The organism is Snodgrassella sp. ESL0253 (assembly GCF_013344965.1).
GTDB classification, from domain to species: Bacteria; Pseudomonadota; Gammaproteobacteria; order Burkholderiales; family Neisseriaceae; genus Snodgrassella; species Snodgrassella alvi_B.
Genome location: NZ_JAAEDQ010000001.1, coordinates 42,507 through 55,174 on the forward strand (window position 1 = coordinate 42,507; position 12,668 = coordinate 55,174).

The 12,668-nt window shown below is 45.4% G+C and carries 8 protein-coding genes; 3 read left to right on the forward strand and 5 right to left on the reverse strand.

The annotated features are described in order from the left end of the window. Positions 1 to 267: 267 nt before the first annotated feature. The 3 genes from lpdA to aceE form a co-directional block, all read right to left on the reverse strand. Positions 268 to 2,022 carry a dihydrolipoyl dehydrogenase gene (gene lpdA / locus GYX26_RS00225; RefSeq protein WP_174827577.1) on the reverse strand — a complete coding sequence of 585 codons (1,755 nt, stop codon included), beginning with the start codon at positions 2,020 to 2,022 and terminating at the stop codon, positions 268 to 270. Between the two features lie 111 nt (positions 2,023 to 2,133). Continuing rightward, complete coding sequence (gene aceF / locus GYX26_RS00230; RefSeq protein ID WP_100091506.1) at positions 2,134 to 3,768, reverse strand: dihydrolipoyllysine-residue acetyltransferase; 1,635 nt, start codon at positions 3,766 to 3,768, stop codon at positions 2,134 to 2,136. A 107-nt stretch (positions 3,769 to 3,875) separates the two neighbouring features. Beyond that, entirely contained in the window at positions 3,876 to 6,584 is a 2,709-nt protein-coding gene (aceE, locus tag GYX26_RS00235) for a pyruvate dehydrogenase (acetyl-transferring), homodimeric type (RefSeq protein WP_370520820.1), read from the reverse strand. A 920-nt stretch (positions 6,585 to 7,504) separates the two neighbouring features. On the opposite strand from aceE, the gene GYX26_RS00240 reads away from it, so the two are divergent. Together GYX26_RS00240 and GYX26_RS00245 are read left to right on the forward strand one after the other, a co-directional pair. Beyond that, positions 7,505 to 8,470: a DnaJ C-terminal domain-containing protein gene (locus GYX26_RS00240; protein ID WP_174827578.1), complete on the forward strand. Its 966-nt coding sequence runs from the start codon at positions 7,505 to 7,507 to the stop codon at positions 8,468 to 8,470. A gap of 15 nt (positions 8,471 to 8,485) precedes the next feature. Continuing rightward, the gene (locus tag GYX26_RS00245; RefSeq protein WP_100091509.1) at positions 8,486 to 8,752 is read left to right on the forward strand and encodes a chaperone modulator CbpM; all 267 of its coding nucleotides are present in this window, start codon (positions 8,486 to 8,488) and stop codon (positions 8,750 to 8,752) included. A gap of 34 nt (positions 8,753 to 8,786) precedes the next feature. Here GYX26_RS00245 and mtgA read toward each other — a convergent pair whose 3' ends face one another. After that, positions 8,787 to 9,482, reverse strand: a complete 696-nt coding sequence (gene mtgA / locus GYX26_RS00250; protein ID WP_174827579.1) for a monofunctional biosynthetic peptidoglycan transglycosylase — start codon at positions 9,480 to 9,482, stop codon at positions 8,787 to 8,789. Next, positions 9,479 to 10,282, reverse strand: coding sequence for a shikimate dehydrogenase (aroE, locus tag GYX26_RS00255; RefSeq protein WP_174827580.1), 804 nt, complete (start codon positions 10,280 to 10,282; stop codon positions 9,479 to 9,481). Before aroE ends, mtgA begins: the two co-directional genes overlap by 4 nt. A gap of 530 nt (positions 10,283 to 10,812) precedes the next feature. Between aroE and GYX26_RS00260 the strand changes: the two genes are divergently transcribed. Further along, complete coding sequence (locus tag GYX26_RS00260) at positions 10,813 to 12,285, forward strand: MFS transporter (RefSeq protein WP_174827581.1); 1,473 nt, start codon at positions 10,813 to 10,815, stop codon at positions 12,283 to 12,285. Positions 12,286 to 12,668 lie beyond the last annotated feature (383 nt).

Consider the following 12,668-nt stretch of genomic DNA (forward strand, 5'->3'; position numbering starts at 1 on the left):
ACTTGTACTCAGACTGATTATTAATAAAAATATAAGCCCACAGCAATATGCAGACAATGATTTAGCTGCACATTATTTCTGATAATAACTGAATAAATACCGTTCTGGAATGACTAAGTGCATCTTTATAGTTAAATTTATATATTATTTGTATATATAATTAATATTGAGTAAGCAAAATTTACCTATTAACAACAGTGTATTTCCCAGCCAATAAAAAAGCTGTTCGATAATACTCGAACAGCCTGCAATACAAGCATTTACTGCTTATTTTTTGCGTTGGGGCGGCAAATCAGTACAAGTACCCATCGCCACTTCAGCAGCCATGCCTATGGATTCACCCAGTGTCGGATGCGGATGAATTGTGCGGCCGATATCGTCTGCGTCACAGCCCATTTCGATGGCCAGACAGATTTCACCAATCATATCGCCGGCACTTGGACCAACAATAGCGCCACCGATAATCAAGCCACTGTCCGCATCAAAAATCAGTTTGGTAGCACCCTCGCTGCAACCATTGGCTACAGCGCGGCCGGAAGCTGCCCACGGGAAGACCGCTTTGGTGATTTTCACACCTTCTTTTTTGGCCTGATCCTCTGTCATGCCTACCCATGCTACTTCTGGATTGGTGTAAGCCACGCCCGGAATCACGCGTGCATCAAAGTAAGCCTGATGGCCGGCACAGTTTTCAGCGGCCACGTGAGCTTCATGCACAGCCTTATGCGCCAACATCGGCTGACCAACAATATCACCAATAGCAAAAATATGCGGCACATTGGTACGCATTTGCTTGTCAACATTAATAAAGCCACGATCAGTTACGGCTACACCGGCATTTTCAGCACCGATCAGCTTACCGTTAGGTGCACGACCAGCAGCCACCAGAACCAGATCATAGCGTTGTGGTTCAGTCGGCGCCTTGGCTCCTTCAAACGTAACATAAATACCATCTTCTCTGGCTTCAACAGCCGTGGTTTTGGTATTCAGCATAATATTATCGAAGCGATGTTCGTTTTTCTTCTGCCAGATTCTAACCATATCCCGGTCAGCGCCCTGCATCAGACCATCCATCATTTCCACCACATCCAGACGTGCGCCCAGTGTACTGTACACCGTACCCATTTCCAGACCGATAATGCCACCGCCGATAATCAGCATTTTTTCAGGCACAAATTTCAGTGCCAGTGCGCCAGTTGAATCAACAATGCGTGGGTCTTCAGGAATAAACGGCAAATTGACCACGCGGCTACCGGCAGCAATAATGCTGTTCTTGAAAGCCAGTGTTGTTGTTTCACCAGTTTCAGCCCTGCCTTCACCTGAAGTCAGTTTTACTTCAATATGATGTGGGTCAATATAACGGCCATTACCACGGATAATATCCACTTTACGGGTTTTAGCCATGCCAGCCAGGCCGCCAGTCATTCTGGCTACAACTTTTTCCTTGTAGCTGCGCAGCTGATCAATATCGATTTTCGGTGCCGGATATTCGATACCGTTGGCTTTAAGTTCTTTAACTTCATCAATTACCGCCGCATTGTGCAGCAAAGCTTTGGAAGGGATACAGCCCACATTCAGACACACGCCACCCAAAGTAGCATAGCGTTCTACGATGGCGACTTTCAAGCCTTCATCGGCCGCTGCAAAAGCAGCAGAATAGCCACCCGGGCCACCGCCGAGCACAACTACATCATATTCGGCATCACTGCTGCCACTGTAACTGGCAGCCTGTGGTGCGGCGGCTGGTGCACTTTCCGTTGCGGGAGCTGCTACTGTTTCTGCTTTGGCCGCAGCTTCTATCACTGCAATCACACCACCTTCAGAAATTTTATCACCAACTTTAACTTTAACTTCCTTCACCACCCCGGCTGTCTCTGCCGGTACATCCATAGTAGCCTTGTCAGTTTCCAGCGTAATCAGCGTATCATCTACCGCAACGGTATCGCCCGGTTTGATTTCTACCGCAATAATATCGACATTCTGATAATTGCCAATATCCGGTACTTTTAATTCAATTAAGCTCATGGTCTAACCTTTTGCCTAGCTGTTGTAATTAACACAACAGAATTTACCTGTATTTCATGTATGCAGGCTGCCAGAAACCCAATTGTTTTCAGGCAGCCTCTAATTAAAGACTTACAGAGATACGCGGCGGAAATCAGCCAGCAACTGACTGATAAATACCAGAAAACGCATACCGGCTGCACCATCAATCACACGATGATCAAAAGACAGTGACAGCGGGCATTGTAAGCGTGGTTCAAATTCCTTACCATTCCAGCTCGGTTTAATCTGGGATTTGCACACACCCAGAATAGCCACTTCCGGCGCATTAACAATCGGCGTAAAGCCAGTACCGCCAATACCGCCCAAAGAGGAAATGGTAAAGGAAGCGCCCTGCATTTCCTGTGGTTTGAGCTTGCCTTCACGAGCTCGTTTACTCATGTCGGCCAGTTCCTGCGTGATTTCCTTCAGGCCTTTCTGGTCGGCATTCTTGATAACCGGCACCACCAAACCATTCGGCGTATCCGCAGCAAAGCCAATATGGATGTATTTTTTCAGAATCAGGTTATCGCCATCAAGCGAAGAATTGAATTCTGGAAATTCCTGTAAAGCTTTCACGCAAGCCAAGATAATGAAAGCCAACGGAGATACTTTAATACCGGCACGTTCCCATTCTTTGTTCAATTGTTTGCGGAATGCTTCCAGATCAGTCATGTCTGCATCTTCATGCAAAGTAACATGAGGAATCATTACCCAGTTACGTGCCAGATTCTGACCAGATATTTTCTTGATCCGTGACAGCTCTTTAACTTCGATTTCACCAAATTTGCTGAAATCTACTTTAGGCCACGGCAATAAATCCAGCCCACCGCCAAGCGATGCACCTGCACCACCCTGTTCAACTTTCTGCATCACAGATTTAACAAAGCTACGCAGGTCTACCGGTGTAATACGTCCTTTACGGCCACTACCAGTTACACGTCCCAGGTCTACACCCAGTTCACGAGCCAATTTGCGTACAGACGGGCTGGCATGGGCTTTTGCAAAACCTTTTTCATCAATATCAGAGCTACCAAAGGCCTGTGGAATATGGCTCTTGATTTCGGCACGCAAATCATTGTTTTCAGCCGTTGGAGTTGCAGCAACCTGTTTTTTGATTTCTGCGGCTTCTTTTTGTGCCGGCGTTGCTGGTGCAGCCGCATCAGCACTGGCAGATGCAGCAGCCACTTCAATCAGGGCACTGCCTTCAGAAACCTTGTCACCTACTTTCACATGTACCGCAGTTACCTTGCCGGCAACTGTAGACGGTACATCCATGGTGGCTTTATCAGTTTCAAGTGTAACCAGTGTCTGGTCAACAGCCACTTCATCACCGACTTTAATATCCACCTCAATCACATCTACATTCGAGAAATTGCCGATATCAGGCACGTTCACCGCAACAGCCTGTGTAGCTGCATTGGTTGTTTCACTGGCCGCCGCTTTGGCTGGTGCTTCAGCTGCTGTAGAAGGAGCGGTTGCAGCATTGGCCGCTTCCACTTTCACAATTACAGTACCTTCAGAAACTTTATCACCCACCTTAACCAGCACTTCCTTAACCACACCAGCATGGTCAGCAGGCACATCCATAGTGGCTTTATCGGTTTCAAGCGTAATCAGGGTATCATCTACCGCAATGCTATCGCCAACCTTGACCGCCACATCAATAACATCGACACCAGTATAATTACCGATATCTGGCACTTTTATTTCTACAATCTGACTCATCATTATGTCCTTTGGTGACAGCAGGCTTACACCTGCGTCCGACAATCGTTAGCCTCTAAGCCAACAAAACCTGCCTGAAAGGCATATGCATTCAGGCAGTCGGTTCATTAGCGTGTCCAGCTCGGCTCTACATCAGCCTTGATACCATATTTATTGATGGCATCCTGTACAACCTGTTTGCTGATCTTACCTTCATCAGCCAGGCCACTCAGGGCAGCCACCGCCACGTGGTAACGGTTGACTTCAAAGAACTCACGCAAATTGTCACGAGAATCACTGCGACCAAAGCCATCAGTACCCAGCACAGTAAATATATCCTGTGGTACATAGGCACGGATACGGTCAGCAAAGTGACGTACATAATCAGTTGAAGCCACAACCGGGCCTTCGTGACCAGACAGCAGTTCAGTCACATAAGACACTTTCTGCGTATCAGTCGGATGCAGACGGTTGTAGCGCTCGATATTAATACCATCACGATACAGTTCGTTAAATGAAGTTACACTCCAGATATTCGCATCTACATCAAAGTCCTGTTTCAGCAATTCTGCAGCAGCAATCACTTCCTGCAAAATCACACCACAGCCCATCAACTGTACTTTCAGCTTGCCGCCAGTTCCTTCCTGCAACAGATACATACCTTTCAGAATCTGCTGCTCGATACCTTCACGCTGTGGCATGGCCGGATGTTTGTAATTCTGGTTCATCAGGGTGATGTAATAGAACACATCCTCACGCTCTACATACATACGGTGCATACCGTGCTGAATAATCACAGCCACTTCATAAGAGAAAGACGGGTCATAAGAAATACAGTTTGGAATCAGCTCAGCCTGAATATGGCTGTGGCCGTCCTGATGCTGCAAACCTTCACCATTCAGTGTCGTACGGCCAGCGGTGCCGCCCAGCATAAAGCCGCGGGCACGCTGATCACCAGCAGCCCAAGCCAGATCGCCAATACGCTGGAAACCGAACATTGAATAGTAAATATAGAACGGAATCAATGGATAATCATTATTGGAATAGCTGGTAGCCGCTGCAATCCACGAGCTCATGGCACCCGGTTCATTAATACCTTCTTGGAAAATCTGACCATTTTTTGATTCTTTATAGAACATTAGCTGGTCATGATCCTGAGGCGTATAAATCTGGCCTTTCGGATTCCAGATACCATACTGGCGGAACAGGCCTTCCATCCCAAAAGTACGGCTTTCATCCGGCACAATCGGTACCACACGTTTGCCAATATTTTTATCTTTCAGCAACGTACTCAGAATACGTACAAACGCCATTGTGGTAGAGAACTCACGGTCACCACTGTCCTGCAACTGCGGAGTAAACTCACTCAGTGCTGGAATGGTTAGCTGTTCGGAATCAGGATGACGATATGGCAGGAAGCCACCAAGTTGAGCACGGCGCTCTTTCATATATTTCATTTCTTCACTGTCTTCAGGCAGACGGAAGAACGGCAGAGTATGTTCCATCTCTTCATCAGTTACCGGAATCTGGAAGCGATCACGGAACTGTTTCAAAGATTTCATGTCCATTTTCTTGGCCTGATGGGCAGTATTCTGTGCTTCACCGGAAGCACCCATGCCATAGCCTTTAATGGTTTTAGCCAGAATCACTGTCGGACGGCCGTCCGGATTATTCACTGCTTCGTGGTAAGCCGCATACACCTTGTGCGGATCATGACCACCACGGTTTAGTGACCAGATTTCATCGTCTGACATATTTGCCACCATGGCTTTCAGTTCAGGCGTATTGAAGAAGTGTTCACGCACATAGGCGCCATTTTGTGATTTATACATCTGATAATCGCCATCAACACATTCTTCCATGCGTTTTTTCAGCAGATTATCCTTATCCTGTGCCAACAGGGCATCCCATTTGCTGCCCCAGATTACTTTCAATACATTCCAGCCTGCGCCACGGAAGTTACCTTCCAGTTCCTGAATGATTTTTCCGTTACCACGTACCGGGCCATCCAGACGCTGCAAATTACAGTTCACGACAAAAATCAGGTTGTCCAGACCATCACGTGCAGCCAGTGCAATTGCACCCTGACTTTCTGGTTCGTCCATTTCGCCATCACCACAGAACACCCATACCTTACGGCCCTGAGTTTTGGCCAGACCACGGGATTCCAGATATTTAAGCAAACGTGCCTGATAAATACCCTGTATTGCACCCAGACCCATGGATACAGTCGGGAACTGCCAGAAATCAGGCATCAGCCATGGATGAGGATAGGAAGACAGACCATTACCATCAACTTCCTGACGGAAATTACGCATCTGTTCTTCAGTCAGGCGGCCTTCAACGAAGGCACGGGCATAGAAACCAGGTGCACTATGCCCCTGAAAGAATACCAGATCGCCTTCCTGGCTGTCTGTTTTACCGTGCCAGAAATGATTAAAACCAACATCGTATAAAGTGGCGCAAGACTGGAAGCTGGCAATATGACCACCCAGCTCAAGATTCTTCTTGCTTGCATTTAACACTAGTGCTGCTGCATTCCAGCGTACCAGTGAACGAATGCGATGTTCTAATTCATGATTGCCCGGTGATTTTTTTTCTTTACCAACAGGAATAGTATTCAAATAGGCGGTGGTAGCACTGAACGGCATATAAATACCTCGGCGGCGAATATAGCGCACCAGGTTTTCCATCAAATAATGAGCACGTTCAGGTCCCTCTTCTTTCAGCACCGAACTGAGCGAGTCCAACCATTCCTGGGTTTCAATCGGATCGATATCTTGATCATGGAAGTCAGCAGACATAGCAATATCCTCTTTCATATGGGATTGAGTCATGAACAAAACACTTTATGTTGTTGCTATTTCATCTATTATTTTCTTTTTTTAACCAATCGCTTTACCAAATTGATTAGAAAAAATACATATAAATTCAAACAACTTACAATAAATCTGCATAATCTTAATTCAACAAAAGCATATATTATTGTGGTGCAACATACTGTATTTTCGCCTAAATCGTACCAGTGTAATGCGTAAACAGCAATGTCTTTTTACACCAATTTTCTGATTTAAAACAAACAAACAAATAATCACAAATTAATATATATCAGCTGCTTAACAGCCGTTTTTTATGCCAGAATTCGGTAATTAGATAAAAAAAAAGTAAATAGAAATAGTTATAATTGTAATAATACATAATTATCATTAACATAAACTATTATTCATTGTAATTTTTCAAGAGCAAAATCTGTATAGCAATTCAATACAATGATTCACATGGGCTAACTGTAAAAAGACATTCTCCATACAGATATTGTGACTATGGCTAATCAAAACTTCTCGCCAGATAATCACAAACAGCATAATCCCAATAAAATAATTTGTATACTTTTAACTATAAAAGCTCAATCTGCAAATACTTAACCATTCATACGGTATTATTTTCAAATCATCCTGATTTATTTAACCAAAATTTATACACCTGCTTTCGGTTAGTCCAATATCGGAAAGTTGCCTTCTGCTGCGCCATAGCTATTTAGCTAGCCACATTGTGCACAGGATTGCGCAACAACCGTCGATAATTCTTGGCTAAATAAATTTAGTTATATGCTAACAAAAATTAAAAGACAGCAGCCAAAATCACATAACCCATCCTCTGCCAGCGCAGCACATCCCTTTAAACTTTAGCTTTATGCCCCCAACTTTAATAATATAGTAATTTGAAAATCTAAAGAAATTTCCGCAAAGGATAGAACATGGCTGAACGCAACTATTATGAAATTCTGGGTGTAGACCGCAAAGCCAGTGATGACGATATAAAAAAAGCCTATCGCAAACTGGTACGTAAATATCATCCCGATGTCAGCAAAGAACCCGATGCCGTCGCCAAAACCAGCGAAATCAACATTGCCTATGAAACCCTGCACAATAAGGAAAAACGCGCAGAGTACGATGATATGCTGGCTAACCCTTTCCGGCGCAACCAGCAAAATAGTAGCGACCGTGGTGGCTATGACTACCAGCAATACGACTTTGATCCAAGCCATTTTGGTCAGAACGGAGCTTTTGGTAGCGGAGATTTTCGCTTTGATGACCTGTTTTCTGCTTTTGGCAGCAGTGGCCGGCATGGCTTTCAGCAGAATCGTACCGACCCGATGCGCGGCGAAGACCAGCATGCCGAGCTGGTGGTTGATATTGCCGCGGCCTATCAGGGTGCTCAGCGCAACCTGTCACTGGATATGCCCACATTGAATGCTCATGGACAAATGACATACGAGCGCAAAACCCTGAATGTAAAAATTCCGGCAGGCATCACTGAAGGGCAGCAGATTCGGCTTGGTGGTCAGGGACTACCGGGCTTTAACGGTGGTGTCCCCGGGGACTTATACCTGAAAATCAGCTTCCGTAATGAAGAAAATCTGTATGTCCAAAATCGCAAAGATGTTTACCAGCGCATCAATGTTGCACCATGGACAGCAGCTCTGGGCGGCAAAACCGATATCACCACCCCAGCCGGAGCGTTAAGCGTGAATATTCCAGCCAATAGTCATAACGGTCAGAAAATGCGCCTGAAAGGTAAAGGGATACCTGCAAAAGAAGCCGGTGACTTATATCTGCTGATTAATATTGTGCTGCCACAAACCAGTACGGAAGCCGACCGTGCCGCATGGCAGGCATTAGCCTCACATTATGCTGCTTTTCAGCCCCAGAACCACGTTTGATAGCAGGAGCGCAAAATGAATAACAACCAACAAGATGTAGAATTAAGTTTTGATGATCTGGTTCGCGCCTGCGACAATCAAAGTAACTGGATATTAAGTTTGATTGCCGAAAGTGTTATCCCCGTTGAACAGGAACCACAATTGGCGCGTTATACCGGCTATCACATGGCTATAGCCCGCCGTGCATGGCGCATTCATCGCGATTTCGATGCCAGTGCCAGTGCAACAGCCCTTATTTTGCAACTACTCGATGAAGTGGAAGACCTGCGCCGGCGCAGCTAGTCCAGCTTAAATTATTATCAGATATGCTGCGCCATTACCGGTCATTATCCGGCAATTGCGCTGAACCCATCCGCCGTAAAACCACATTGGCTTTACGGTGGATTTCCTGATCATGCGGATGGTCGATATAATAAAGCGGTCTGGGCACACGAACAGCCAGTTTCGCCGCCTGTTGCGCAGACAGTTGCATCGCGGTACGCCCATATATCGTTTCACTTGCAGCTTCTGCTCCGAATACCCCATAGCCCCATTCAATTACATTCAGATATAAAGCAAAAATTCGGTCTTTATTGGTCGTAGCCTCAAGCAAAGAAGTAATCACCGCCTCTTCAGCCTTGCGCCAGTAATGGCGGCTTTCAGATAAGAACAGATTTTTAGCCAATTGCTGGCTAATAGTTGAACCACCTGCCTTAATCCTGCCCTGATGTTGATTTTTTTTAATTGCCGTGCGAATACCATTCCAGTCGAAGCCGTCATGCTCGGCAAAGCGGGCATCTTCCGAAGCAATCAGGGCTTTTTTCAGATTGGGCGAAATCCGGTTATAAGGTACCCACTGATAATTTAATTGGGTATCTGGATGGGTTGTGGCCAATTGTTGCATACGCAATAGCATAAACATAGTGCGGTGTGGCGCTACAGCACGATAAGTTAACAGACTGCCATACACATAGGTATTAAACAGCAAAAATATCGTCACCAGCATAATTAACAAATTGCGCACTAGGCTCATGACTGCTCCATTTCCTCGCGCATCTGTCTGCATACCGGCCGAATATCCGGCCTGAACCCATGCCATAACTCATACGAAGCTGCCGCCTGAGCGACCAGCATACCGAGACCATCTGCCAGCTTTGTGCATCCGGCCGCCTGTGCCTGAAGCAAAAAAGGAGTCAGCTTTTGCGCATACATCATATCATATACCAGTTGCGCCCGTGCCAGTACAGCTGGTGGCACAGGTAATTCCTGCCCATGTAAACTGCCAGAGGTAGCATTGATTATCACATCATAATGTGGCTCAATCTGAGTTAACTCACACCAGTTTACCGCATGCTCCTGCGCCAATATCTGTGCTTTTTCTATAGAGCGGTTGGCAATCATCAATGACGCTGGCTGTTGCTGCAAAAGCGGCAGCATCACGCCACTGGCTGCTCCACCCGCGCCCAGCAATAATATATGCTTGTTATGCAATGAAAAATACAGTAACTCTTCAATTGCCCGCACCAGCCCGATACCGTCAGTATTGTCCCCCAGCAAATGCCCATCGCGCCAGAAAAGCGTATTGACCGCTTTTGCAGCCTCTGCCCGTGCAGTTAACACATCAGCCAGCCTGAAAGCCTCGTGTTTGAAAGGCACAGTCACATTGGCTCCCATCCCGCCTGTAGCAAAAAATTCGCGCGCAGTTTTTGCAAAATCATCAAGTGGAACCAGACGCCGTTCGTAGATTAATTTACGTCCTTCCTGAGCTGCAAAAGCCTGATGTATTTGTGGAGAACGGCTGTGCGCTATCGGATTCCCAAATACTGCAAACATACCCTTTTCCTCCCCTACTACGTAAATAATTATTACTATTATCCAGACTACGCGCACGAATAGCAAAATAGCAACCAGATTCAGAAAGCAATTTATTGCCTCCCCTTCAGCATATAAAAACCGGCACCGCCACAAAATATCAATTATTTTGATATATCAATTAAGCACAAACTAGCGTCTCGGCCATAGTTTTATCCTTTATCTAACAGTACCCTGCAAGACATATCTGCTGATATTTATCCCGTAAAGTAGCCAATTTTGCAACAATTAAAAAATTTCTTTATATTTAACCTAAATTTGCTATATTATCTATAAATTACCAACTATTTTACATTTGTATTATCCTTCAGCTCTAATATAGCCTGATTACATCCAGGTAAACACATAACTACTTATCAATTCGCTGGCTTTAATTAACCTGCTAGTTCAAAAAATAACCTGATAACTGGCCAGCACCTAAACCCTCAATTTATTGGTTTTGCGCCTGCATAGTGCAAAGCAATTGATACAGTATTTATCCGGGATGAATCATGCATACTCGCCAGATTGCCGTTCTTCAAGCATCAAATAAATTACCAGTCCACGTTAAACTGGGCTACGCCATCGGGCAGATGGCAGACTCACTGGCCTATAATCTCTTTTATGTTTTTTATCTGTTTTTCCTGACTAATGTTGCCAACATCCCCGCCGGGCAGGCTGGCACAATTGTCCTGATTGCCGTTATCTGGGATGCAGTTGCAGACCCGCTGGTGGGTCAGTTTTCAGATACCATCAGCTCGCACTGGGGACGACGCAGACCATTAATGCTGGCTGCTATCCTGCCATACACCCTGTTAATGCTCCTTTTATATACAGATATCTCAATCTTCAGTGTGAATCAAAAAACAGTATATTTCACTGTAATCGCCATTCTGTTCTGGTCTGCTTACAAAATCTACGTGATTCCTTTCTACACCCTCGGTGCGGAAATGACCAACGACTTTGATGAGCGTACTTCTCTGCGGGTATGGGCTAGCTATGCCCTTAATCTGGCGGTACTTGTTTCATCTTCCGCGCCACCACTGATTGTCAAAGGGATTGTGGACGCTGGTTGTAGCGTGAGCACTGGCTGGTTTGGAGTCAGCCTGATATTTGCCACCCTAACCCTGATAAGCGGCCTTACCTGCTGGTATATTACCCGGGGTTATGAACTGCCTGTCCGGAAGAGACAATCTGGAACAGATAGCCAATACCGTCCTTTGGCCTTTATCGGTGAAGTTTTTAACAATATGTTTGAAATTGCTCGCCTTTCATCCAGCCAGTTTCTTGGTGCCTCTGTTTTTTTCTGGTCGGCGGCCTATGCACTCAGTACCGGCGCACTTTATTATTTATTCCTGAACAATATGGCTTACAGTGAACAGGATGCAGCAATCAGTTTTCTGATTTTTAGCCTGCTGGCTCTGGCTTGGCTGCCAATAGTGAATTACACCGCCCAAAAATTTGATAAGAAAAATATCTATTATTTGTCCATGCTCATCAGCTCCATAGGCACAGTGCTATTCTATTTTTGTGGTTTTCCCAGCAGAACCATGCTGCTTATCTATCTAATATTACTACAGCTTGGCAACAGCTATTTCTGGACAGTTTATTATTCAATGATGTACGACATATGTGAACTGGATGATTTTATCAATAACAAGCGGCGGGAAGGTGCCATTACTGCCTTAATGTCGTTTCTACAAAAATTCGGTGGCGCACTATCCATCTGGTTTATCGGTTTTTATATAGACAAACATGGCTATATTTCTTCCAGCGGACAGCAAGCCATTACTCAGCCACCACAAGCTTTGCACGCTATTCTGGAGTTGAATACCTGGATTCATGCACTAGCAGGATTGCTAGCCGCACTTTTTGCCATTGGCTATCCCCTGACCCGCAGCCGTTATCAGGCATTACTCACAGCCCTACAGGCCAAAAAAGAGCAACAACCCTACACCACCAGCGATTTCAAACAATTGTTATAAGCATCATCATAAAACCACCATACAATAAAGTCATTAATAAACAATAAAATACATAAGGGGAGATAATATATCCAAAAAACGGGCACGCAAATCAAGCTCCCCATTAACAGGTGTCATCGGCAAAAACAATGCCATCACCGATGTCCATGGTGTTGAAGTTGCCTACAGCACTATCACTTATGGCACGCAGTGAAATCAGGAACGGACTGCTAAACAACGTCAATAGATTTCATATCCAACCAAAACACACACACCAGAAACTTTGCATAGCATACATGCCGACGCCATCGCCGCAGGCAAAGTTGGTTGCGGCACAGGCATGATTTGTCATGATTTCAAGCGTAGACTGGTATGGCATCGCGTCTGGCCAGCACCTAAATATG

Excerpts from the sequence above, each read along its gene's own strand:
- lpdA (WP_174827577.1), bottom strand. The coding sequence starts at position 2,022 with ATGAGCTTAATTGAATTAAAAGTACCGGATATTGGCAATTATCAGAAT.
- aceF (WP_100091506.1), bottom strand. The coding sequence starts at position 3,768 with ATGAGTCAGATTGTAGAAATAAAAGTGCCAGATATCGGTAATTATACT.
- aceE (WP_370520820.1), bottom strand. The coding sequence starts at position 6,584 with ATGACTCAATCCCATATGAAAGAGGATATTGCTATGTCTGCTGACTTC.
- GYX26_RS00240 (WP_174827578.1), top strand. The coding sequence starts at position 7,505 with ATGGCTGAACGCAACTATTATGAAATTCTGGGTGTAGACCGCAAAGCC.
- GYX26_RS00245 (WP_100091509.1), top strand. The coding sequence starts at position 8,486 with ATGAATAACAACCAACAAGATGTAGAATTAAGTTTTGATGATCTGGTT.
- mtgA (WP_174827579.1), bottom strand. The coding sequence starts at position 9,482 with ATGAGCCTAGTGCGCAATTTGTTAATTATGCTGGTGACGATATTTTTG.
- aroE (WP_174827580.1), bottom strand. The coding sequence starts at position 10,282 with ATGTTTGCAGTATTTGGGAATCCGATAGCGCACAGCCGTTCTCCACAA.
- GYX26_RS00260 (WP_174827581.1), top strand. The coding sequence starts at position 10,813 with ATGCATACTCGCCAGATTGCCGTTCTTCAAGCATCAAATAAATTACCA.